The sequence below is a fragment of the Nitrosospira multiformis genome, assembly GCF_900110185.1.
In the GTDB taxonomy this organism is placed as follows: domain Bacteria; phylum Pseudomonadota; class Gammaproteobacteria; order Burkholderiales; family Nitrosomonadaceae; genus Nitrosospira; species Nitrosospira multiformis_A.
The window spans coordinates 378,303-403,442 of sequence record NZ_FOCT01000001.1; the positions used below are offsets into that span (position 1 = coordinate 378,303).

The window sequence follows — 25,140 nt, forward strand, 5'->3', positions numbered from 1 at the left end:
CAGTAGAACCTGTAGCGTTTAGTCCAGTCCTTCCTTTTCTCAAACCTGCGCTTGCTTGAAGACGGATGGATCGAGCTGATATCGCTGCAGCAGCTTGTAGAACTCCGTGCGATTGCGCTTGGCGAGGCGTGCTGCCTGGGTAACGTTTCCTCCCGTGATTTTAAGTACGCGCACCAGATAATCCCGTTCAAAACTTCTGCGCGCATCCTCGAAAGACACGAGTTGCTCTTCTTCCCGGTGCATCGCATCGTAGACCAGCACCGGCGAAATAAGGGGTGCAGTACTCAATGCAACGCATCTCTCGACGACATTCATGAGTTGGCGCACATTGCCGGGCCAGGATGCGGCAACCAGTGTTTCCATTGCCTCGGGAGAAAAACCGTTGATATTTTTCTGGTATTTCTCTGAAAACGTGCTGAGGAAGTAATTTATCAGTAAAGGAATATCTTCGCGCCTCTGCGCCAGAACCGGGATGGTAAGTGATACCACGTCCAGTCTGTAATACAGATCTTCCCGAAATGTTCCAGCAGCGATTTCTGTTTTCAAATCACGGTGAGTGGCCGAAATAATACGCACATCCACCGGGATCGATTGCGCCGACCCAACCGGGCGCACCTGCCTTTCCTGCAGTACACGCAACAGCTTGACCTGAAGCAAAACCGGCATATCGCCGATTTCATCAAGGAAGAGAGTGCCCCCCTCAGCCAGCTGGAATAAACCCTTATGATCCCTGACAGCCCCGGTAAATGCCCCTTTGACATGCCCGAACAGCTCGGATTCCAGCAACTGTTCCGGAATGGCCGCGCAATTGATGGCCACAAACGGATGATCGGAGCGTTTGGATGCATCATGTATGGCATGCGCGAACAGCTCCTTGCCCACTCCGCTTTCTCCATAGATCAGCACGCTGGCATCACCTTCCGCAACCAGTCCCGCCCGGGTAAGAAGATCCTCCATGACAGCGCTCTGGGTGATGATATTCTTGCGCCACGGTGCTTGCGACAGTTCTTTCTGCGATACGGCGCCCGGAACGAACTTGAGCGCCTGACTGATATTGGCCAGCAACGTCTTGCTGTCAAAAGGTTTGGCAAGATAGCCGAATACCCCTCGCTGGACAGCCGTGACGGCATCGGGAATCGTCCCGTGCGCCGTGAGTATGATCACCGGCAAGGTCGGCAAGGAGCGATGGATTTGTTCAAACAATGCCATGCCGTCCATACCGCTCATCTGCATATCGCTGATGACCAGTTGGGGACGGGACACATCCAGATAGTTCAGGGCCGCCTCTGCGCTTGGGACAGCGTCCACTTTGTATCCCGCCGCTGTAAGGCGCATGGTCAGCAACTCAAGCAGATCGGTGTCGTCGTCAACGATCAGAATTTTGGGTTTTGCATCGGACATGATTTTTTACGTTTCTTTACAATTCCTTAAGCAGATTCTTTTCCATGCTTTTTATGGCATCGATCTGACTCTGCAGGGTTTCTACACGCTTCTGCTCATCTTTCAATTTCTGCGAAAGTTCCTCGATGCTGTGACTCAGTCGTTGTTGCTCCGCAAGCAAGCCGGCCAGCAGGTTTTTGAAACTCTGCAAATTATTTGCCGATTTCGAGTCCTTCGGCCATTCGTTGAGCAGATGCATTGCAGAGGTAACGTCTCGAAATGACGTATTCGGCAGGATGAGAAGCAATACCAGACGGGCGCGGTTGGTATCGCTTTTGTTCCGCATGAAGCTCTGTTTCGCCTTGTCGTATACCCGGCTCACCTCCGCCGGCGACTGCTTGCGGATGGAATCATAAAACTCCATCATATCATCCATCTGCCCCGTCATAACCAGTTCGGTCGGCGGTGGTTCGACAGCCCGCGGGCTTTCAACGCTTTCAATGGCTACGCACGCGGTCAGAAACATCAACGCCGCTATCGGCGGAACCAGCCCTAGTTCTCGTATGCACACCATGCTCCTCATGCCGATCCCTCAGGCACATCGTGAACGGGGAGAGTGAGCCGGAAGTGGGCGCCGCGGTCAGCCAGCGGTACAAGCTCGATGTTCCCGCCATGCGCAAGCGCGTACTCCCGGGCGATCGACAATCCCAAGCCCGTTCCCCTCACGTGGCTGTCGAGCACTCTCCGCCCCTGATAGAACGGTTCGAATACTTTCTCCCGATCGGCATCATCCACTCCGGGTCCAGGGTCCACTATATCCAGTTGTGCAATCCCTGCTGTCTCACTTGTCCAGATGCGGATGCATCCTCCCCTGGGTGAGAATTTCACGGCGTTCGATAAAAGATTGTCCACAATCACTTTGACTTTTTGCGGTTCACACTCCAGCATCACTTCCGGACAAGACAAATCCATTCGCAGACCTTTGTTCATAATGATGAGATTCTGATCGTGCAATACCGCATCCAGAATCTTCTTCAAACCCACCTCCTGTTTCACCAGTGCGGCTTTCTCGGTCTGGAGGGCGCTATAACTCAGCAAATCCTCGATGCGCCGCTGCAACTGCAGGCTATTGCTGTGAAGAATACTGGCAACACGCTGCTGCTCTTCCGTCAGCTTGCCAGCCACGCCTTCTACGAGCAAATCCGCCCCTTCCCGCATGGCTGTCAGCGGGGTCTTGAGTTCGTGAGAAACATGCTGCAGAAACCGCGTCTTCTGTTCTTCGAGCTTTAGCAGGCGCTGCCTCATCCAGTCCAGTCTTTCGCCAAAATAAACCAGGTCCTGGGGACCATCCACTCGAATCGCCTTATGCAGCTTCCCCTGCCCCATGCTGCGAATGGCCTCTTCAATCTGGCGGATCGGACGGGCGATCCGGAAGGAAAAAAAGAAGGCGAGCAATATGGCAAATGGAATCAGTGCAAGCAGTTGCCAGCCAACGGTAAAGCGCGCGGATCCTGCCATATCCTGCATTTCATCCACCTCGCGCTCTATGAGCGCGTACCCGAGTGAGAAAAAGAAGCGTGCGGAATCCCGCAGATGACCGAAGTTGCCGATCAGTTTACGCAACTCTTCCGGGGATTGCTTGACGGCCGAAACTTCCTCGAAAATGGCGGCTTCCTCTGATTTCAATTGCACCAGCAATCGTCTCTGCTCGTCGCTGAGGGAGAGCCCGGCAAGGCCCGCAGCGATTTTCTCGAATCCGGCATGCCCGCGGAAATAACCCTCCAGCAGGGCAGTATCACCCAGAATGTGAGTCTGGCGCACTGCCCGCTCCATATTCGCAATTTCATCCGCAAGAGCGCGGCTACTGTGCGCAATCTCCGCCGCCTGATATACCGCCTTCCGGCTCTGATTTGCCAACCGGTCAATGGAAAAAGCGCTATTGATGAGCGCGACGATCAGTGGCAAGCCGACCAGAGCAAAGCCCAGCAGAATGAGTTTGACGAAGGATTTGGGCTTACGCCGCAGTCTTACCCACGAACCGCTTACGCTATCCTGTCTTCCGGCTTCCACGGGGGCAATCATTTCTCTTCTTTGGTTCCTTTGAGGAATCGAAGCAATTTTATTTGCATGCCACATACTGATTCTGCCACTCAGGCTTGGAAACCCCCTTGTGGTAGTTCAAACGATCGGAAGTGCCGGGATTCGGCAGCGCTAATGCAGGATGCTTACTGGTTCTATCCAGTACGTCGGAGTATGCGGCCTTTTCTGATTTCTATTTTTTCGTCCGGGACGAATTCGCTGTGGCACTGGAGGCGCCGGGAGCAAGATAAGGTTTGCAATAATGCTTGGAAGGAAACTCCTTGTTCCGCCGTGAATTCATGACAACGTCACCACCATTTCTTACACATTCCATGATCGATTTATCCAGGCTCGCGTAATGCTCGTCCGGGTCGGTATTTGCGGAAACCAGCGGCACTTTTTCCCTGATCTTGCGACAGGCGTCCGGTTCGTCCTGCATCGCCGGAGCATTTTTTGAAGGTGGCAACGGACACAACCGGCAGGGATTTCCAGGGCAAAGGCATCCGGAACATTCGGCTTCCGCAGCAATGGCGGCGGTAGTTCCTGCCAGGGCAGCGGGAATAAGGCAGGCAATTATCCTTAACGCTTTGATTAACCTGAAATTCATTATCGCTTTCCGTACATGGTTAGCATATCACAAATTGATTCGCGAGTTTCCCCGGCTCCAGGGCACATCCCTTTCATGGGCGCAAACCGTGTCAACGGATGCCGGCTTTGAAAAGGATATGTTACAACAACTTCGTTACATTCTCCGGCGGACGGCATAGCACCGCCTGATTGCCTCTTACAACGATGGGACGCTGAATCAGATCCGGGTTCTCAACCATGATTTTCATCAATTCCTCATCGGATAACTGCCCTGCCCGGTGCCGCTCAACAAGCTTGAGGTCGTGTGCGAGCGATTCCTCGCGACGCAATACATCCATTATCGGAATACCAAGCTTGTCAATCAGTTCGCGCAGCCGTTCAACGGTCAGCCGTGCGTCATAATAGTTGACTGCATCGAACTCTTCCCCGCTTTCTTTCAGCAGAGCGAGCGTAGCCCGGCATTTGCTGCATGTCGGTTTCTGATAAATGGTAATCTTGTCGGTCATTGAATTCTCCTTCCTATATTCCGAACTCCGATCCGGATTCGGTAATTCGCCGGCGAAACGATGAAAATGCATTCAAGTCAAACCTAAGTCAAACCTTGCCGCTTTATCCGTTCGTGTCCTGGATGCTCGGCATCCCTGTCGGTTTTGGGGAAGTTGGCCAGCACATGCCGGACCATGCTGAACGCAAGTTCGTGTTCCCCGAGAAACACCATTCCTCCGCTTTCCTTTCTCAGCAGCGCTGCCTCTTCTTCGTTATGTGTACGCACAATAATCCCGATCGGTGGGTTAAGTATACGTGCAGTTTCGATCATTCGGCGAGCGCGCAGTGTATCGGGAACCGCGATCACCAGCATCGCAGCCCGCGCGATGTGCGCCTGGATAAGCACCGCGGGCTCCGCGGCATCTCCCGCGACGGCGTGAATGCCGCGTTTGCGCAACCCTTCGACGGTCTCCCGATTCTGCTCGGCCACAACCAGGGGAACTCCCTCTTTCTTGAGTGTTTCACCGATGTGTCCGCCTACGCGCCCATATCCCACCAGCACGACATGGTTCGTAACATAACTTGATGTGACAGTGGTCGGCAACTCCGCCAGGGGATCGTCCGAACGTTCAAGGATGCGCGCCACTCCGGAACGGGAACGTATCCATGCCTGCGCCGGTTCAACCAGCTTGAATATCAGCGGATTCAATGTGATCGAGATGAAGGCTGCTGCGAGTATGAGACTCTGCGCTTCAACCGGCAGGAGTCCGAGCGACACTCCCAGACCGGCAAGGATAAAAGAGAATTCCCCGATCTGCGCCAGGCTGGCTGATACAGTAAGCGCAGTATTCAAGGGATAACGGAAGGCGAGTACCAGCAGGAAGGCAGCGAGCGATTTGACAATGATGATGATGGCGAGTGTGGCGACAAGGTGAAGAGGCTGCTCTATCAGTACATCGGGATCGAGCAGCATTCCCACGGAGACAAAAAACAAAACCGAGAACGCATCCCGAAGGGGCAGCGATTCATGAGCGGCACGATGACTGAGATCCGATTCCCTCATGACCATGCCGGCAAAGAACGCGCCCAGCGCGAACGAAACGCCGAAGAGCGTGGCCGAACCATAGGCGATGCCTATCGCAACAGCGATCACGCTCAGGATGAAGAGTTCGTTGGAGTTGGTGCTGGCAACATACCAAAGCAATCTGGGAAAAACGCGCCTTCCCACGACAAGCATCAGCGCAATGAAAATAGCCACCTTGCCAAAAGTAAACAGTACCGAGATCAGCAAACTTAGGCTCGATACATCCGTAGTGGCACCACTCGCGTCGCTGTGCAACCAGTCCGCAAGCGGGGGCAGCAATACAAGAACAAGAACCATCGCCACATCTTCAACGATCAGCCATCCCACTGCAATCGAACCATTGACTGATTTGAGCAAGCCCCGCTGCTCCAGGGCTCTCAGCAATACAACGGTGCTCGCGGTCGAAAGCGACACGCCATATACGATACTGATGGCCGGATTCCAGCCCCAGGAAAGAGCAACAGCGGCACCGAAGGCCGTAGCGACGCTAATCTGAACGAGAGCACCAGGCAAAGCGATACGACGCACCGCCAACAGATCCTTGAGCGAGAAATGCAATCCCACTCCGAACATCAGTAAAATGACGCCGATTTCCGCCAGTTGACCTGAAAGCTCCATATCGGCGACGAACCCCGGTGTGTTGGCGCTCATGATGACGCCTGCGGTCAGATAGCCCACCAGGACGGGCAACTTCAGCCGGTTAGCGATCACTCCCATCAGCAGGGCAAGGCCGAAGCTGACAGCAATGGTAGTAATCAGGGTAAAGCTGTGAGGCATGGGATTTGCCGGAGGTAGTAAGGAAACCATGATAAACCCCTTTTTCTGATGGGTTTATCGGGAATTTGCCTGGACAGGGTCCAAAACTGATACAGGAACGCGATCAGTGGTATGAATGCGGCGTGCGCCGACATGGAAAACGACTTTTTGTTTTATTAATTATTGTGAACGCGTGAAAATGCCAGACCCCAAGTAGTGAAGTCTGTCAGGGGCTCGGTTGACCTTAGTCTCTGGGGCGGACCGCGCTTGACCGGCCAGAAGTCCCAACCTGGCAAGCATCATGGCCAAGATCTCCATCTCCGGTATCGGAGAAACTTCCCCGCCCATATCATTCATGGCTTCATGATCCATTCCGCAAAATATTTGCCCAGGTCAGGGGTAATGGCAAAGTCTGGCTTGCCAGGAACAACGGGGCGAACAGTATGACGAGAAATGTCGAGTGGGTAAATTTCATCTTGCTCTCCCGATATTCCCAAAGTTAGGATTTTGATCAGGCATTCCCCAGCGCCTGCAAGGGATCGACATATCGCATATCAAATTCCTGCGCAATAGCGGGATAAGTAACCGATCCGCGATGCGTGTTCATTCCGAATTTCAATGCCGGATTTTTTCTGACCGCATCCACACCTTCATCCGCCAGCTGCACGACATAGATCGCCGTCTGAATACTAAGCGCGAAGGTACTGGTACGAGGAACGGCGCTCGGCATGTTCGCGACACAATAATGCACTACCCCGTCGATCTCATAGGTTGGATTGCTATGGGTAGTAGGCCGGCTTGTTTCAATGCATCCCCCCTGATCCACTGCCACATCGACGATAACCAATCCTCTTCGCATTTTCGGCAACATATCCGCCGTTACCAGCCAGGGGGTTCGTCCCCCGGGGATCAAAACCGCACCGATGACAAGATCGGCGTTGTAGACCGCTTCCTCGATATTGTATTCATCGCTGAAACGCGTCTGCAATTGCCCGCGATATATGTCATCCAGGTATTTCAGACGGTCGTGGCTCACATCCAGCACGGTGACCTGAGCGCCACATCCCGCAGCCACGCGGGCAGCGTTCGTTCCCACAATGCCCGCACCGAGAATGGCGACGTTGGCCGCAGCCACACCAGGGACACCGCCCATCAACACGCCTCGTCCCCCTTGTGTTTTTTGCAGATAGGTCGCGCCGATTTGAGTAGCCATGCGTCCCGCCACCTCGCTCATGGGTGCCAGCAGTGGCAATTTCCCATCTGCGGTTTGCACCGTTTCGTAAGCCACAGCCGTAACGCCGCTCGCGAGCAAAGCCTCGACAAGAGGGCGGTCCGAGGCCAGATGAAGATAAGTGAAAAGGATCATGTCCCGATGCAGGTAACCGTATTCCGCAGGAATCGGTTCCTTGACCTTGACCACGAGCTGCGCTGCCCACGCATCTTCCGCCCGGGGGACAATCGTAGCCCCTGCCAAGCGATATTCATCGTCCGAAAGAAAACTGCCTTCTCCCGCTCCGCTTTGCACTAGCACGCGGTGACCACGGCGCGTCAATGCCTTGACGTTGCTTGGAGTCATGCCGACTCTGTTTTCATGGTCTTTCGTTTCTTTGGGCAATCCGATCAGCATGGGCATATATAACTGGGGTAACTGGGAAATGAGGAAAACGTTTTTTTGTGTATGACTGAATCTGGAAAAGTTAGCAGGGACAGCGCGCAAATGTTGCCGGGAAGCCGCCTCTCATCTTCCTTTCAAGTATACAACCGACGTGAAATCACTCGAAAAAAATATTTGACCGGCGCCGCAACCGGTAAGAACTAGCCCGGATATTTCACCGGATCACGGGTTAATGGCGAGATGTTTTGGGAATAGATTCGCGTATTCCGCGCCAAGCCAATAGCCGCCCTACTGGCACGAAGCGGGGGCGCAAAGATGCCGCAAAATACCGTCAGTGCCCGTGAAGGCCGATGATATAAATCAGATTTCAGCCTTGGTTGATCAGATATCGTGTTCATACCGCTTTCTACAATTGTCAGGCCGGTTGAGTGGAATATCCGGGCTGGGGGGATCGAGCAATTGTTTGCGCAAGTGCTGAAGCACAACTTCACGGGTATCGATTCCACCTTTGAGTGCCGTCGGATAATCCAGCGTGAGAGTGGAATGCGCTTTCCCCGGCACCGTAACAGAGTGAAAGCGCGGAACAGGTGACTCTGCCGCAGGTTGAAGCGAGGCTTCCAGTCGCTTGAATCGGCTCGCGGGACAAAGCGCATCGCCCTCGAAACGAAGTCCAAGTAACGACATCGTATCCCTGCGGCCGGATGCGAAGGATAGCGCTTCGGGTTCGACATCCAGCCCTTCGGGCCGACAGAGCGGCAAACTCGGCTGTGCGGCGACGGGCGCGAGGAGTGATGCTTCGAGCATCATGGCCAAAACAAATCCGCCCGTGTAACACATGCCAATGGCGCCCACACCGGGCCCGCCGCACTCCATATGTATTTTTCGGCACAAAGTCCGAAGCGGTAGGGTGATGGTGCTCGATTTACCGGCCGCAAGTGTGTTGAATTCCTTCCGTATGCATACGAAAGGCGCTTTCAGCAGGCCCAGCGTCACAGACTGGAGGGGCCTACCGAACAGAAGTGGCATGACGACGTGAAATCCCCGATCTGCCAGCCATTCCGCAAATTCGACGGTCTCCGAAGTAAGGCCCGGCAGTTCGTGCAGGAGGATGACGCCATACCCTCCACCTTTCCGGAAAATCGGGAATGTATGACCGTCCGCAGTAAACAGTTCTTCCGAAAAACCCTTGATTGCGCTCACTGCGTCATTACCTCCGGCATCATCATCCGATGCTGCTGGCGATGTTCGACGTTACAGGGCCTTGACCATGTCTTCGACGACCTTCTTGGCATCCCCGAATATCATCATGGTCTTGTCCATGTAGAAGAGATCGTTGTCCAGGCCGGCATAACCCGCAGCCATGCTGCGTTTGACCACCATTACCGTACGCGCTTTATACGCATCCAAAATGGGCATGCCGTAGATCGGACTACCCGGCACATTTGCAGCCGGATTCACCACGTCGTTTGCGCCAAGCACAAGCACCACGTCGGTATTGGAAAAATCGCTGTTGATCTCATCCATCTCCAGCACCTGTTCATACGGTATCTCGGCTTCGGCCAGCAGCACGTTCATGTGCCCCGGCATGCGCCCTGCAACAGGATGAATGGCAAAACGTACATTCACGCCTTTCTTGTGCAGCATTTCCGCCAGCTCCTTCACCGCATGCTGCGCCCTGGCCACGGCCAGCCCGTAGCCCGGCACGATGATGACACTGTCAGCATTTCCCATGATGAAAGCGGCATCGTCCGCGCTGCCGCTGCGATAGGTCTTTTGCGTCCCATCCCCTGCCACGGCGGCTCCTCCCTCACTCCCGAACCCGCCCAGTATGACGGAGAGGAATGGGCGGTTCATCGCCTTGCACATGATATAGGACAGGATTGCGCCCGAACTGCCCACCAGAGATCCCGCGATAATCAGCATGGGATTGCCAAGTGAGAACCCGATACCGGCCGCGGCCCACCCGGAGTAGGAATTGAGCATGGAAATGACCACGGGCATGTCAGCGCCGCCAATCGGAATGATGATGAGAAAGCCGAGCACAAACGCAATCGCGGTCATGGTGGCGAAGGCAGTCCAGTTCGTGGTGGCGCTGAAGAAAAACCACAGGCCGAATCCAATCATGATAATCGCCATGGCCAGGTTGACCCTATGCTGACCGCCGAAAGTGATGGGTGCGCCACTCATCCGGCCTGACAATTTCAGGAAGGCTATCACCGAACCCGACCAGGTCATGGCGCCAATGAATGTGCCGAGAAACAGTTCCAGCTTGCTGCCCATCGGCAATGTCTCGGGCAAACCAAAGGAAGCGGGATTATTGACTGCGGCGATGGCGATGAATACCGCCGCCAGACCGACGAGGGAGTGCATGAACGCGACCAGTTCCGGCATCGCGGTCATCTGCACACGCCGCGCCACAACGGCGCCAATGGCGCCTCCCAGCGCGATACAGACAATGATCAACGCCCAGTTCTTGGTGATGGTAAGCGTGGTAATGACCGCGATTACCATTCCGACGATCCCGAACAAATTCCCGCGTCGGGCGGAGAGCGGCGAGCTTAAACCTTTTAGCGCCAGGATGAAGAAAACCGAGGCGATAAGATACGCGAGAGCGACCGTATTTGCCGACATTGACTAGCTTCCTTTTTTATCTTTTTTTCTGAACATTTCCAGCATCCGCTGGGTAACAAGAAATCCCCCGAATACGTTGATCGCGGCCAGCGTTACCGCGGCAGCCCCCAGCCATACGCCCCAGTCGGTTTCCGCCGGCCCAGCGGCTAGCATGGCGCCGACGAGAATAATGCCGGAAATTGCGTTGGTCACCGACATCAATGGCGTGTGTAGGGCCGGAGTCACATTCCAGACCACGTGATAACCCACGAACACGGCCAGCACGAATACGGTGAGATTAATAATGGTTGGGTCAATTTCACCAATCATGATCGCTCCTTCTAATCTGTTAACTTTTTACCAGGACACGAACCAGGAGAGGAAAAGCAGCGGTTAAAGCACAGGCGCTGCTTTTCAATCCGGAGGCGTGTTCCTTCAGGTTTTCCCGATGACTTCCCCGTTGACGCACACCAAGGTTCCGGCGATGATTTCGTCTTCACGATTTATGTTGAGTTCGCCCGTCTTTGCATCGAGCATCAGGTTGAGGAAATTCATCAGGTTGCGCGCATACAGGGCGCTAGAATCCGCCGCTACCAGTCCGGGCAGATTGGCAATGCCGACAAGATGCACGCCATGTTTCACGACGACCTTGTTCAATTCAGACAAGGGACAGTTGCCACCGGCTTCAACCGCCAAGTCGACAATAACAGAACCCGGTTTCATCGCCTGCACCGTTTCTTCCCGGATCAGCACGGGGGCCGGACGACCGGGAATCAGCGCCGTTGTAATGATGATGTCGGCCGCAGCGGCGCGCTGGTGCACCAGTTCGCCCTGACGGCGTTTGTAATCCTCCGACATTTCCCGCGCGTATCCACCCGCGGTTTCCGCTTGCGCCTTTTCCTCATCGCTGAGCGCAACCTCGACAAACTTGGCGCCCAGGCTTTCCACCTGTTCCTTGGCTGCCGGGCGCACATCGAATGCTTCGATTACCGCCCCCAGCCGTTTGGCGGTCGCAATGGCCTGCAATCCCGCCACTCCTGCGCCCAGAACCAATACTCTCGCCGCCTTTACCGTACCGGCAGCTGTCATCAGCATGGGAAAAAATTTCTGGTAGATATTGGCTGCCATGAGCACCGCCTTATATCCGGCGATGTTGGCCTGTGACGACAGCACATCCATGCTCTGGGCACGCGAAATGCGCGGCAGTTTCTCCATCGAAAAAGCGGTTATGCCGTGAGCGGCGAGCGCCTCGATACCCTCGGCCTGATGCGGAGAAAGCAGTCCAACCAATACGGCATCCTTGCGCATCAACGCGAGTTCAGACGCTTCGGGCGCGCGCACCTTGAGCACGATCTGAGATTGGCCATACAGCTCGCCTGGGTCGGCCACGATACTTGCGCCGGCAGCCTGGTATTCCTCGTCCGGTATGCTCGCGCCCGCACCTGCGCCCGACTGCACCAGAACGACATGCAAACCTTTGGCGGTAAATTTCTTGACCGTCTCCGGCGTGGCGGCAACCCGGGTCTCTCCCCCACGGGTCTCTGCCGGTATTCCTATATGCATGAATATCTCCCTTTATCTTTCTTGTATGCGCCACGCTCGGTGGCGAGGTGAAAAGCCCCTTGCACCTATCGCGGAGCCCTATTCCAACAAAAACCCCGAATTATAAATGAACCTGGGCACAATGCAGTGCTCGATCAAATGAAAACCGATTCTTTTCTCCAACTTTCCGATAACCATTCCTGCAGAGGGGATCAGCGCGGGCATGAAATGATTCCGATTGTAAAAATTCACGGAAGTGCAGAAGCGTAGGTGGGAGCTCTGCCCGACAACGTTTTCATTGTCCGTCAGAGCCGACCTACACTTGTGCTGGTTTGGAAAAGGCCCGGATTCCCGTTTTCTGGAAAGACGATGTTTCCTATTTAATGACGGGCTCCGCAGAAACTTCGAGTTCCGGCTGGCTCGTCTCTTTCAGGCAATGACTGATCCAGCGGGTGGTCAATTTCTCCTGCACGCTGTTCTGGCGCAAACGCGACGCCAATCCGCCGAAATCGACCTGATCGAGTGGTTGATCCTGGTTGAAGCACGAAAACACATATGTAATTTCTCCGGTCTTCGGGTCCTTATGGGGTTGCAGGCATTGAGCGCAGATTTCTTTCATCATGCACTGCATAGGCGAGTTGATGGAGCCGATCGCGAAATGATCCGTTTTCAGGTAGGGTTTCAATCTGGTATGGCGGGCCGCGCCTACAGCCGCCATCATCCTGTCGGAACCAATGGCAATGATGCGATCGGCATCCGCCAGACGGATTTTCTGCGGTCCCAGCGCCCCGCTTCCATAAGCGGCCATTGCCTCGACGATGTTTCCCACAAAACTATAATCGCCCGGCCTGGAAGGCGCGAAACCCGGTGCTTCATCGCAGCACCAAATCACCACGTCGGCCGCAGCCTCGATTTCGGCCACCTTGTAACGGTCGATCAGCTTCTTGTACCCAGCAAAATACAGGATTTTCGATCCCGCAGCCCGTGCCGCAGCGCCGATGGAGAACAGCACGGCGTTTCCGAGCCCCCCGCCCACCAATGCCACGGTCTCATCTGGCAGAATTTCTGTAGGCGTGCCGGTCGGGCCCATCAGAACGACAGGATCTCCCGGATTAAGTCTTGCACATAAATCCGCGGACCCGCCCATCTCAAGTGCAATGAGCGAAACCAGCCCGCGGGAAACATCTACCGAGGCGCCGGTAAGCGCAATGCCTTCCATCGCAAGTTTGGTATCGCCTGCGGTTGTGGCAAGCGTTGCAAAATTCTGAAAGCGATAGAATTGCCCCGGATGAAAGCGTTCCACTGCCATCGGCGCGTGCACGACGACCTCCACGATATTGGGCGTGAGGCGTTCGACTTTGTGCACGGTTGCGCGCAGCCTGCCATTGATCTCTGCAAAAAACAGCCAGGCGGGCTTTGTGGAAGCGGGTGCCAGGCGTTCAAGCACGTGGCTGACCACGGGATAACCCTGCTTGGCGCTGGACATCGCTTTCACCACATTCCCCGAATAGGACGGATGCAGGTCGCCGAAGAAACTGATGAAACGCCCATCCTCGTTACGGCTCAGCAGTACGGTGGGATGCTCAGGCTTGGGATTCCCGCGTGCCGGACTAGCCGGATCGCCGTTTTCATCGCAGGCGGCAAAATAGCGTCCATGCAGCTTGAAATGTTTATCGTCCTCCCGCGCAAGCACCGTATTGGGCTGCGTTCCCGCCGCGACCAGAACAGCGCGGGCAGGCAATACGGCTTGCCCGGTTTTCTGCCAGGAGCCGGTTTCGTCAAGCGCCTGTACCGCAAAATGCACAGCCTTTGCATGCTCCCATCTATCGGTATCCACACGGACGGGAGTGAGCCCTTCGGCAAACCATATACCCTCCTCCATGGCTTTTTCGACTTCTTCATGGTTGAGCGTGTAGGAAGGGCTGTCGATGAGGCGTTTTCGATAAGCGATCGTCGCGCCTCCCCAGGATTGCAGCAACTCAAGTATTCGCGGGGCGCGTTCTTCCCGTTCCGCTTCCTTGCGCTCTGCCCGAATGGCGCGGGCATGACTGAGAAACTCCTCGGCAATTTCTCGTTCTTCCTCATCCCAGGCTCCACGAATCGCTGCTTCGCCCTGGACGGCAACAAGAATTTCATAGCGGCGGAGGAACTTGTCCACTTGTACGGGATAGTATGCCAATGCTTCGGTCGCGGTATCGATGGCCGTCAACCCCCCGCCGATGACCACCACCGGCAGGCGCAGCTGCATATTGGCAACAGAGTTGCTCTGAGCCGCCCCGGTCAACTGCAATGCCATCAGGAAATCGGACGCAGCGCGAACTCCCCGGGCCAGACCATTGGGCAAATCGAGCACGGTAGGACGTCCTGCTCCTGCAGCGAGCGCTACATGATCGAATCCCATGGCGAATGCATCGTCCGCAGTGAGTGTTCCGCCGAAGCGGACACCGCCAAAAAGCGCAAACTCTTCCCGCCGCTCCAGAAGCAGGCGGATCAGCTTGAGAAAGTTCTTGTCCCAGCGGACGGTGATGCCGTATTCCGCAACACCGCCAAAACCACCAGGCATGCGCTCATCCAGATTCTCTGCGAGCTCATCCGTATTGCGGACGGCCCTGAACGGAACGTGCTCCCCCTGCTTGTTCACGCCGGAGAGTTCCGGTTCCAGGGGTTCGATCTTGAGACCATCGATTCCAATCACGGTATGACCGTCATTCATCAAATGATGCGCCAGGGTATATCCCGCTGGCCCCATGCCCACGACCAGCACCTTGCGTCCCGTCGGTGCCTTCGGCACAGGTCGGCGCAGATTGAGCGGGTTCCAGCGCGTCAGGAGGCTATATATCTCGAATCCCCAGGGCAGTTCCAGGACATCCTTGAGGGTGCGCGTCTCGGCCTGCGGGATATCGACCGGTTCCTGCTTTTGATAAATGCAGGATTTCATGCAGTCATTGCAGATACGATGACCCGTGCCGGCACACATGGGATTGTCGATGACAATCATCGCAAGGCCGCCTATTGCCACGCCCTGCGTCTTGAGTTTGTGAAATTCCGAAATGCGCTCTTCCAGAGGACATCCTGTCAGCAGCACACCAAGCTGGCTTTTCTTGAAGGTAACAGGCTCATCGGGTGTTTTTTGTTTTTCTTTCATCCCTTTGGAACAGGAATCCTTCCCCTGTTCATGGCACCAGATGCAATAATTCGCCTCATCCAGGGCTCCCACCAGGTCGGTTCCCCGGTCGGTGAGGGAAAATCCTTCCCGGCGGCGTATATGGTGAAGCTTGTGAATCGTATAACCTGCCGACGTGTCCGTTTCCGTCGACAGCAGATGCAGGAAATCGAGCTTGGCCGGGGCCTTGAACAATACGCCAGTTGCATTGCGCTCCCGTCCGTTAGGAGTCTTCAACGCCCACGCGGCATACAGCAAGGCATCCTTGAGGCGATCTTCATTCGCGCTCTCGTCCAGCAGCCACTCCATCACTTTTGTTGCAAAAACCAGCTCTGAGAAAGGAGTGCCGAATTCGGCTGCCAGTTTTGCTTCCAGTGCAACGCCATCCACTGCGGCAGCATCAGCCTCACTGACCTTGTTCATGGCGCGCCGCTGCACGAACAGCCTCTTGCAGGAATAAAGGGGTGCGAGCTGATGATGACGTGCAGCAAGCGCTCCGGCTTCTTTCTCTATGCCGAATAGCTTGGCAATGAAATCCTCCATCCAGGGCGCGACTTCAATCAGCAGTGCAGCTTCTTCCTTGCGATCGAGATGATCGGGTTGAATTCGCGCATGCTCCAGACGAACACGTAGTCCCGGCTCTCCTTCATCTAGAAAACCCAGGAATGCCTGGTCCAGTCTCACCAGCCCTTCCCGACGATACAGGTCGGCAAAAGCCATGCCAAATCCCAGCGCCGGAGATGGAACGTCAGATACCTGTGCCGGGTGAAGCGCCGATTGTAAACTTGTCATGATAAAGTCATTCAAAAATTATAAGTGAAATCAAAAGAGGCAAAAATCATCAGCTATCAAATCAGCTATCAAAACTGATTACGTACGAAAAGTTTTATACCCCTTTTCAGTTTGTGCTTTTTCCCGCTTTAAAAATACAAAAGCGGCAAGGTCCTGTTCCCCTTATCCGCCCTTATCTCCCCATACGCCTTGTTGAGCTTTCCGGACTGCGTGTTGCTGCCAGTCCTGCAGCATTAAAACGCCGCTACTACCTGACAGCCTCTCGGGCTTACCGACTCTAACCTTTTGAAGGACAAATCATCCCTGCGGCCACGGTATTGTTCGTAACCTCATCAATCACGATGAAGCTGCCGGTCGCATGGTTACGCTGGTAAGCATCCCATACCAGAGGTTGATGGACCTTGAGCGATACCCGCGCAATGTCATTCATTTTGAGAATATCGGCGGCTTCATGTTTCAGGGTATTGATATCCAGCCGATACTCTATGCGGGATATGACGGCTTTTACCAACCGTGTAGAGTGCTTGATCAGGTATTTGCGTCGGGGATCGAGGCTCTGCTCAGACAACCAGCACAGCATCGCATCAAATTCTTTTGTAACCTGGGGAAGCTGGGAAATTTTTACCAGCATGTCTCCCCTTGATATATCCAGATGATCTTCAATCGTCAGCGTTACCGACTGGGGCGCAACCGCATCCTCGACATTTCCTTCATAGGTAACAATCTCCTTGATGCGCGAAGTCAAGCCGGAAGGCAGAACCTGCACCTCGTCACCCACACTGATGGAACCGGATTCGATACGACCCATGTAGCCCCGGAAGTCATGCCATTCCTCCGTTTGCGGGCGGCACACCAATTGCACGGGAAAGCGAAAATCTTCAAGGTTGATGTCATGGTCAACCGGAACCTTTTCCAGTAAATCCATCAATGTCATGCCTTCGTACCAGCCGAGGTTGTTGCCGCGCTCGACCACCATATCGCCGTTCAGCGCAGACATCGGAATATAGGCGATGTTTTTCAGATTGAGTCCGGCAACGAAACGGTGAAACTCCTGGCAGATTCGTTCAAATACGTCCTGGGAGTAATCCACCAGATCCATCTTGTTGACCGCCACCACCAGATGAGGAATACCGACGAGGCTGGCGAGATAGGCATGACGACGGGATTGTGTGAGCACACCCTTGCGCGCGTCGATCAGGATAATGGCAAGATTGGCGGTGGAAGCGCCGGTCACCATGTTGCGGGTATATTGCTCATGGCCCGGCGTGTCAGCAATGATGAACTTGCGCTTGGGCGTGGCGAAGTAACGATAGGCCACATCGATGGTAATGCCTTGTTCGCGCTCTGCCTGGAGGCCATCGGTGAGCAGCGACAGATCGACAGCTTCCATCCCGCGCTTGCGCGAAGTATGGGTAATCGCGCTCAACTGGTCTTCAAAAATCGATTTTGAGTCATGCAGCAAGCGACCAATCAGCGTGCTTTTGCCGTCATCTACGCTACCTGCGGTAATGAAACGCAACAACTCCGAATGATCGAAAGAAATATTTTCAATAGCTGACATTTAACACTCGTCTTGAAATTCTGCTTTCCCGTTACTTTATAAACTGAAACAAAGATGAAACAAGATCGGAGATTACCTGCTTTCAGAAGCTGTCATCTTAAAAAAGGAAAACCGGAGTCGCTCGGGAGATGGCAACGCCTCTCAGAAATATCCTTCTCTCTTGCGCAACTCCATGGAAGCCTCCGATGTCTGGTCGTCCATGCGCGTTGCACCCCGCTCAGTAATTCGCGTAACCGCCGTCTCTGCAATGATTTCCCCGATACCGACCGCTGTCGACTCCACCGGACAGGTGCAGCTCATGTCACCCACCGTCCGGAAGCGCACCATGAGATTTTCAACCTTTTCCCCTTCCTTCGGCTGAACCAGGTGGGATATCGGCAAAAGACCACTGCCGCGCCGGATGACATCACGCCTGTGGGCGAAATAGATATGCGGCACCTCCAGCCCCTCGCGTGAAATGTATTCCCACACATCGAGTTCCGTCCAGTTGCTGATGGGAAATACGCGGATATTTTCTCCCGGATGAACCCTTGCATTGTAAAGATCCCATAATTCCGGGCGCTGATTCTTCGGATCCCATTGGCCGAATTCATCCCGGAAGGAGAATATGCGTTCCTTTGCCCGAGCTTTCTCCTCGTCGCGCCGGGCGCCGCCAATACAGGCATCGAAACCGTGTTCGGCAATGGCATCCAGCAGCGTCACGGATTGAAAGGGATTACGGCTTTGATTTTCAGAGCGCAACACCACCCTTCCCTGCTTGATCGAGTCTTCCATGCTGGCAACAATTAAGCGCTCACCGAGCTGCTTGACACGACGGTCACGAAACTCGATCACTTCCGGAAAATTATGGCCGGTATCGACATGCATCAAAGGAAACGGGAAACGTCCTGGACGGAAAGCCTTTTCCGCCAGACGCAGAAGAACAATCGAGTCCTTGCCACCGGAAAAGAGTAGAGCTGGATTGGCACACTCGGCCGCGACCTCGCGCATGATATGGATTGCTTCGCTTTCCAGTGCTTCAAGGTGGCTAAGTTGTCGCGCGACACGCCGCTTGATGACCATCGGTTCATTCTTCATCACAAGACCTGCAACCGGTCCTGCAACAGGTGCAAATTCATCCATTTGATTCAAAATAACGTCCATCAAACAATCCCCATTCAGTTCAGGAGGTGCTCCACGCAATTCCCTTGTCTCTACTATCCCTGCTGTGCTCGCTGATGTCTTTTATTCCCGCTCTCTGAGACCCCGCATTCAGTCTGAAACAGCCAGATCCTTTACTGCCGCGCCTGAACCGGCAGTGGTGGCGCTGGCGATATTATGGGCGCCGCGTTTTTTGCCAGAGTGCAGGCCACATTCCTTGATTTCCGGATCCTCCCACCACCAGCGGCCGGCACGAACATCCTCACCGGGAGTAATGGCGCGAGTGCAAGGAGCGCATCCGATGCTCGTGTAACCTTTGTCGTGCAGAGCGTTGTATGGCACATCGAACTGCTTGAGATACGCCCACACGTCAGTCTGGCTCCAGTCCAGCAAGGGGCTGAATTTTTGCAGGCCGTTCTCGGCATCGAACTCCGATTCGACCAAACCCTTCCGGGTGGGCGCCTGATCCCGGCGCAAGCCGGTAATCCATGCCCGCTTATCCCTCAAGGCCCGTTTCAATGGTTCGACCTTGCGGATGTGGCAGCACTTCTTGCGCAAATCCACGCTGTCGTAAAACGCATTGGGGCCGTTCTGCGCCACGTACGCTTCCACTGCGGCGGCATCCGGAAAATAGACTGGAATCTGGATGCCGTACCGCTCGGTAACCTGCTGCATGAGGTCATAGGTCTCCTGCGGAAGCCGTCCGGTATCCAATGTGAACATTTCGATATCCGGATAATGCCGCGCAATGAGATCGGTCAGCACCATATCCTCAGCGCCGAAACTGTTTGCGAAAGTGGCAGGCAAATAATCTTTCTGCACCCTCTCGAGCAGTGTTCGTACCTCTGCAATTTTTTGATCCAGGCTCATGTCCTCAACCAATTATTCCCGGCCAATCATTCATCGAGTTAATCAGACAGTCGCCGATGAAGGTACCCGTCCCAACGCGGATTTCGCGGGAAGCGGCCTCGGCAGCGCACCCTCCAGATCGAGCCCACGGTCGAAATCCAGGCAGAACTGCGCGACCTCCATCGTCCACGTATCCAATTCGGCAAACCACTCAGTCAGGCGAGCGTCATTCAACTCTTCCGCGGGGCTCGCGAAATCTTCTGCAAATTTGGCCAACTGCCGGGACAGCCGCGGCTTGGTGGGCAGCAAACGTCGGAACTCCTCCGCTAAACCCGACAGGTCATCGCGCTTCTCGCCGCCAATCAGTTCCAGCGTGCCTTGTGCGAGCAAGCGCGCAATCTCTGCGGCGCACCCAACAGAATCGGCAAATTTCAGTTGAAACTTGAGCGCATCCCGATAATTGCGCTCATGCGCGGCTTCGAAAAAGCTCGTGCCAGTCCTTGTCTGCACTATGCCGGCACACTCACCCCCGCCCAATTGCAACACCTTGAAATCAGCCTTCTGGCCATGATCGCGTAGAACAGATTCCACTTGTTCGGGCTTGACCTCCACCAGATCCGCCAGCAGATCATTGAAATAGGCTTTATCCTTCCGATGCGCCCAGGAAAAGAATGGCTCATCCGCCTCACGTGTGGCTGAAAAAGCCGATTGCACCCGTTTCACCGCCTCCTCGATACGCGCTGTCGGTATCGATGGACCTTTGAACGCCAGCGCGCCGCGCGCCATCCCATTACCGCCGAAGTGCATCTGGTAATGCGGCACGAGTTTGCCATGCATGCGCTTGCCTTCACCGTAGATGCCGATATCTCCTGCTTCCGGCTGCGCGCAGCCATTATGACATCCTGATACCCGTATCTTCAGGTCATGCTCGCCCCCGCTCAGTTTGGGCCCCACGATCGTACTGGAAGTAATCCCCAAACGGCACGTCGATGTTCCCGGACAGGCCACCACATCATCGCCCGCCTTCGGCACTCCCAGTCCCAATGCAGCAAGGGCAGCGCGCAGGGGTTCGATTTTGGCTTCGGGCACGTCTGACAGGAACATGTTCTGATCCTGGCTGGTGCGGATATCGGGCAACTCGAAGGTGTCACAAATATCGGCGAGGCCGCGCAATTGGCTTGCGTTCAGGTTGCCCATCGGCACGCTGATGGGGAATACATAGTAGCCTGCCTGTTTCTGCGGGAAAATACGGCGCGGGGCACCAATGCCTGGCGCTTCCCCCTCCTTGCCGGGGCTCCATTCGCCTTTCGGGTAATCAATGTTTGCGAGTGCCGATTTGGTACGCACCAGCTCTTCGCGATATTTTTCGACAAACCCTTCAGGACCGAACTTGTCCACCAGAAACTTGATTCGCGATTTCGCGCGTTTGGTACGATCCGAATAGCGGTTGTGCAGTTGAATCACTGCTTCCATCACCGCCAGCAGGTCCTTCTCCTCGATGAATTCTTCTACAACGATAGCTTCATGAGGCTTGTGTCCGAGACCACCGCCCGCAACCACCTTGAAGCCGAAGCGGTCGCCATTGCGTACCGCGATGACCCCGAGATCATGCATCATCCCCTGCGCACAATCGGCCTCGCAGGCTGACAAGCTGATCTTGAACTTGCGCGGCATCTGCTGCGTCAGGGGATTGCGCAGCATATGCCGCACCGTTCCCTCCAGGTGATGGGTGACGTCGGTATGCTGGCGAGGACACACCCCGGAAAGCGGGCAAGTCGTTATATTCCGTATCGTATTGCCGCAGGCCTCGCGGGTGGTCAACCCCCCTTCCGCCAAGTGGCGCAAGGTAGCCGGTGTCTGCTCCAGCGGCACGTAATGCATCTGGATATCCTGGCGCGTGGTGATATGGACCACATCGTGCCGGGAGAATTTCTCCAGGGCGGAGGCGATCGTTCTCAGTTTCGGAGCGGATACCCGTCCGCCGGGCAGCTTGATACGCACCATGTTGACCCCTTCCTGCCGCTGGCCGTAAATCCCCATTTGAAGGCGGCCGGCAGTAAAGCGCGTAACATCCATTTTCAGATCGCGGTACTCCTGTACCGACTGATCGTACAAAGCTATTTCCCCGTCATTTGCGAGGTTATCCAGATAACCCATTTATGTCCTCCACTATTCCACTGTGTATGCCATATCCCATCACCTCTCCCCGCTTCGCCCACGCATGCGAGGAGCAGGAAACCGCGCATGATGCATCGAAAACGCGATAATAGCAATGAACATATATATCGTGAAAGAATATTATGTTAGATTAACATAACCAAACATTATTTAGATCACGAGTCATGAAATTGCAGCAATTACGTTATCTATGCGAAGTCGCCAACCAGGGCTTGAACTTATCCAAGGCGGCGGAAATTCTCCATACATCCCAGCCCGGCATCAGCAAGCAGATCCGCCTGCTGGAAAACGAACTGGGGGTGGATATTTTTGTACGGAACGGCAAGCGGGTGGTTGAAACCACGCCGCCCGGCCGGGCGATTCTTGAAATTGCCGAAAGAATGTTAAGAGACGCAAAAAACCTGAAGCAGGTGGGGCAGGAATTTGCCAATGAAGCCAGCGGCTCTCTGACGATCGCGACGACCCATACACAAGCGCGGTATGCACTGCCTTCCGCAATTCAGCATTTTACCGCACGCTACCCCAAGGTGCGACTGGTTTTACGCCAGGGCAATCCGACACAGATCGCTGAACTGGTCACGTCCGGGGTGGCCGATATAGCGATTGCCACGGAAGCAATCGAACTGTTCAGCGAACTCGTCATGCTGCCATGCTACCAGTGGAACCGCTGCGTAATTGTTCCGCCTAGGCATCCGCTGCTCAAACTCAAGGAATTGACGCTGGAAGCAATCGCCGAGCATCCGATCATCACTTATGATTTTGCATTTACCGGCCGCTCGAAGATCAATCAGGCATTCGATGCAAAAGGCTTGGTCCCCAATGTCGTGCTCACGGCGATTGATGCGGATGTCATTAAAACCTATGTGGAACTGGGACTGGGAATCGGGATACTGGCGCAGATGGCGTTTGAACCTTCGCGCGACCGGCATTTGCGAGCCATTGACGCCAGCCATCTATTCGAACCCAGCACGACACGCATTGGTATCAGCCGCAACAGTTATCTGCGCAAATACGTATATGATTTCATCGAAATGTTTGCCCCCCATCTTGACCGGGCAACCGTTGCGGCGGCCATGACCGAACGTCCATAAACGCCAAATGGGCATAGCGGGCATAAGGTACATAAGGGCACATATGGCATCGAACGGAAACAGCGTTTCACCGTCCCTGTTTCACTGTTCCCTTTTCACCGATCCTTTCATCGGTTCTTTGCCCCCCTCACCTTCCTGTTAACCCTCGCTTGTCGCCTCTCCTGCCACCTCTTGCCAGCCATCTTTAGCTGAAGCGAACGGGGAGATGGCAGCGCGACATACGGGACAGGGAGGGGGCGAGAATCTGTTGGAGACTTGTTCAGGGCTTTCCGGCTCCGGGCAGTATAATGAAGGGATGCTCTGCCAATGTGATCAACCATGAATGCAATCCAACCACTGCCCGATCTTCTCATCAGCCAGATTGCGGCAGGAGAAGTCGTTGAACGTCCCGCTTCGGCGCTCAAGGAACTACTGGAAAACAGCCTCGATGCGGGAGCCACCGAAGTAACGGTGCAGCTTTTCCAGGGCGGTGTCAAGCTTGTGCGGGTGGCAGACAATGGGGCGGGAATTTCCGGAGAAGACCTGCCCCTTGCACTTGCCCGCCACGCCACCAGCAAGATAAGGACTCTGGAGGATTTGCAGAATGTGCCCAGTCTGGGTTTTCGCGGCGAAGCGCTTGCAAGCATCGCTTCCGTTTCCCGACTGGCTCTGGTAAGCCGCAGTGCGGGAGATAAGCACGCTTGGCGGATAGAGGCGGAAGCAGGACGGCTCACCCCGCCTGAGCCTGCTGCGTTCGCCCGGGGAACAGCCGTGGAAATGCGCGATCTCTACTTCAACACTCCCGCCCGGCGGAAATTTCTGAAAACAGAAGCTACCGAATTTGCCCATTGCGAGAGCGTGTTCAAGCGTATTGCCCTCTCACGGCCCGGCGTCGGTTTCACCTTGCAACACAATGGCACTGTACGGAGCCACTTGCGGACAGCGGATGCAAGACTGCGCATTGCGGCAGTATTAGGAGATGAATTCAGTCAGGCCTCGGTATTCGTCGATGATCAGGCAGCGGATCTACGGTTATGGGGCATGGCCGCACTCCCTGCCTACAGCCGGTCTTCTGGTGATGCCCAATATTTCTTCGTCAATGGGCGTTTCGTGCGTGACAAACTCGTTGCCCACGCCCTGCGTGAAGCCTATCGCGACATCCTCCATCTGGATCGGCATCCGGCGTTTGTACTATTCCTGGAAATAAATGGGGGCGGTGTGGATGTTAACGTGCACCCAAGCAAAACGGAGGTGAGATTCCGCGATCCGCGTGCGCTCCATCAATTCATCTTTCATACGGTTGACAAGGCTCTGGCCATGCCGCACCTGACGGGTGGAGCAGCAGTACCTGTAGCCGGAAAACTTCCTGAATTCACCCGGAAGGCAGCCGGAGAAGTGTCCAGTGCGCCTCCCGCTTATTCCCGGCAGGATGCGATTCCTTTTGCCTCGGCGCCGCCTCAGATAAAAGCGGCTCAACCGCAGGCGTTCTACCAGGTGCTTTTCGGTTCCGATTCCGGTTCCGATGCCAACGCTCGTCAGATTGGATATCAGACTGGGTTCAAGGGGCAATCTGCCTCCATGGAGCCGGAAGGGGCTATTCGGGAACCGGAAATCCCGCCATTGGGATTTGCGCTGGCGCAGCTTCTAGGCGTCTACATCCTGTCGCAGAATGAAAGAGGCCTGCTTATCGTGGATATGCACGCCGCGCACGAACGCATCCTGTACGAGAAACTCAAGTCGGCGCTCGACAACCACACGCTCTCCATGCAGCCCTTGCTGATTCCGGCCGCATTCCGGGCAGATAGCCAGGATATCGCCACGGCGGAAGAAAACAGCGCTGTTCTGCATGAGATCGGATTCGAGATCTCCCCGTTCTCACCCACGATGCTTGCGGTACGAGCCGTACCTGCCGCGCTCAAGGATGCCGATGTGGTAACGCTCGCGCGTGATGTGTTGAACGAAATCCGGGAATTTGGAGGGAGCCAGGTACTCGTCGGCAGGCGAAACGAACTCCTCGCCACCATGGCCTGTCACGGAGCGGTTCGGGCCAACCGTAGCCTGAGCATTCCGGAAATGAATGCACTGCTGCGGGAAATGGAAATCACCGAACGTTCCGGCCAGTGTAATCACGGCAGGCCGACATGGTTTGAGCTCAGCCGTACTGACCTGGATAAGATGTTCATGCGTGGCAGATAAGAGAATGCTGGCATCCGGTTATCACCGGGAAGGTCCGAAATGATTGCACCG

Annotated in this window: 18 protein-coding genes; 2 read left to right on the top strand and 16 right to left on the bottom strand. The window is 55.0% G+C overall.

Annotation, left to right across the window (positions count from 1 at the left end):
- Nucleotides 1–39 precede the first annotated feature (39 nt).
- The 16 genes from BMY01_RS01840 to BMY01_RS01920 form a co-directional block, all read right to left on the bottom strand.
- Entirely contained in the window at nt 40–1,401 is a 1,362-nt protein-coding gene (locus BMY01_RS01840) for a sigma 54-interacting transcriptional regulator (RefSeq protein WP_074743865.1), read from the bottom strand.
- Between the two features lie 16 nt (nt 1,402–1,417).
- Nucleotides 1,418–1,954, bottom strand: a complete 537-nt coding sequence (locus tag BMY01_RS01845) for a dihydrolipoamide acyltransferase (RefSeq protein WP_254772554.1) — start codon at nt 1,952–1,954, stop codon at nt 1,418–1,420.
- A gap of 5 nt (nt 1,955–1,959) precedes the next feature.
- Nucleotides 1,960–3,462: a sensor histidine kinase gene (locus tag BMY01_RS01850; protein ID WP_074743970.1), complete on the bottom strand. Its 1,503-nt coding sequence runs from the start codon at nt 3,460–3,462 to the stop codon at nt 1,960–1,962.
- Between the two features lie 190 nt (nt 3,463–3,652).
- Nucleotides 3,653–4,066: a hypothetical protein gene (locus tag BMY01_RS01855; RefSeq protein ID WP_074743867.1), complete on the bottom strand. Its 414-nt coding sequence runs from the start codon at nt 4,064–4,066 to the stop codon at nt 3,653–3,655.
- Between the two features lie 121 nt (nt 4,067–4,187).
- Nucleotides 4,188–4,553: an arsenate reductase family protein gene (locus BMY01_RS01860; RefSeq protein ID WP_074743971.1), complete on the bottom strand. Its 366-nt coding sequence runs from the start codon at nt 4,551–4,553 to the stop codon at nt 4,188–4,190.
- Nucleotides 4,554–4,636: 83 nt separating this feature from the next.
- Nucleotides 4,637–6,394, bottom strand: coding sequence for a cation:proton antiporter domain-containing protein (gene ybaL, locus BMY01_RS01865; protein WP_074743868.1), 1,758 nt, complete (start codon nt 6,392–6,394; stop codon nt 4,637–4,639).
- Nucleotides 6,395–6,884: 490 nt separating this feature from the next.
- The gene (gene ald / locus BMY01_RS01875; protein ID WP_368086221.1) at nt 6,885–8,006 is read right to left on the bottom strand and encodes an alanine dehydrogenase; all 1,122 of its coding nucleotides are present in this window, start codon (nt 8,004–8,006) and stop codon (nt 6,885–6,887) included.
- A 363-nt stretch (nt 8,007–8,369) separates the two neighbouring features.
- Nucleotides 8,370–9,188 (bottom strand): dienelactone hydrolase family protein, encoded by an 819-nt coding sequence (locus BMY01_RS01880; RefSeq protein WP_074743870.1) that lies wholly within the window; start codon nt 9,186–9,188, stop codon nt 8,370–8,372.
- A gap of 51 nt (nt 9,189–9,239) precedes the next feature.
- On the bottom strand, nt 9,240–10,619 hold the full coding sequence (locus BMY01_RS01885) for an NAD(P)(+) transhydrogenase (Re/Si-specific) subunit beta (protein ID WP_074743871.1): 1,380 nt from the start codon (nt 10,617–10,619) through the stop codon (nt 9,240–9,242).
- A gap of 3 nt (nt 10,620–10,622) precedes the next feature.
- Nucleotides 10,623–10,928 carry an NAD(P) transhydrogenase subunit alpha part 2 gene (locus BMY01_RS01890; protein ID WP_011380496.1) on the bottom strand — a complete coding sequence of 102 codons (306 nt, stop codon included), beginning with the start codon at nt 10,926–10,928 and terminating at the stop codon, nt 10,623–10,625.
- A 105-nt stretch (nt 10,929–11,033) separates the two neighbouring features.
- Nucleotides 11,034–12,161 (bottom strand): Re/Si-specific NAD(P)(+) transhydrogenase subunit alpha, encoded by a 1,128-nt coding sequence (locus tag BMY01_RS01895; protein WP_074743872.1) that lies wholly within the window; start codon nt 12,159–12,161, stop codon nt 11,034–11,036.
- Nucleotides 12,162–12,516: 355 nt separating this feature from the next.
- Entirely contained in the window at nt 12,517–16,095 is a 3,579-nt protein-coding gene (locus BMY01_RS01900) for an FAD-dependent oxidoreductase (RefSeq protein ID WP_074743873.1), read from the bottom strand.
- A 277-nt stretch (nt 16,096–16,372) separates the two neighbouring features.
- Nucleotides 16,373–17,656, bottom strand: coding sequence for a sulfate adenylyltransferase subunit CysN (cysN, locus tag BMY01_RS01905; RefSeq protein ID WP_074743874.1), 1,284 nt, complete (start codon nt 17,654–17,656; stop codon nt 16,373–16,375).
- Between the two features lie 141 nt (nt 17,657–17,797).
- On the bottom strand, nt 17,798–18,718 hold the full coding sequence (gene cysD / locus BMY01_RS01910; protein WP_074743973.1) for a sulfate adenylyltransferase subunit CysD: 921 nt from the start codon (nt 18,716–18,718) through the stop codon (nt 17,798–17,800).
- A 189-nt stretch (nt 18,719–18,907) separates the two neighbouring features.
- Nucleotides 18,908–19,666, bottom strand: coding sequence for a phosphoadenylyl-sulfate reductase (locus tag BMY01_RS01915; RefSeq protein WP_074743875.1), 759 nt, complete (start codon nt 19,664–19,666; stop codon nt 18,908–18,910).
- A 42-nt stretch (nt 19,667–19,708) separates the two neighbouring features.
- Nucleotides 19,709–21,802, bottom strand: a complete 2,094-nt coding sequence (locus BMY01_RS01920; RefSeq protein WP_074743876.1) for a nitrite/sulfite reductase — start codon at nt 21,800–21,802, stop codon at nt 19,709–19,711.
- Nucleotides 21,803–21,987: 185 nt separating this feature from the next.
- Between BMY01_RS01920 and cysB the strand changes: the two genes are divergently transcribed.
- Nucleotides 21,988–22,914 (top strand): HTH-type transcriptional regulator CysB, encoded by a 927-nt coding sequence (gene cysB / locus BMY01_RS01925; RefSeq protein ID WP_074743877.1) that lies wholly within the window; start codon nt 21,988–21,990, stop codon nt 22,912–22,914.
- 318 nt (nt 22,915–23,232) lie between these two features.
- A complete protein-coding gene (mutL, locus tag BMY01_RS01930; RefSeq protein WP_074743878.1) occupies nt 23,233–25,089 on the top strand; it encodes a DNA mismatch repair endonuclease MutL in 1,857 nt (618 codons plus the stop codon).
- Nucleotides 25,090–25,140 lie beyond the last annotated feature (51 nt).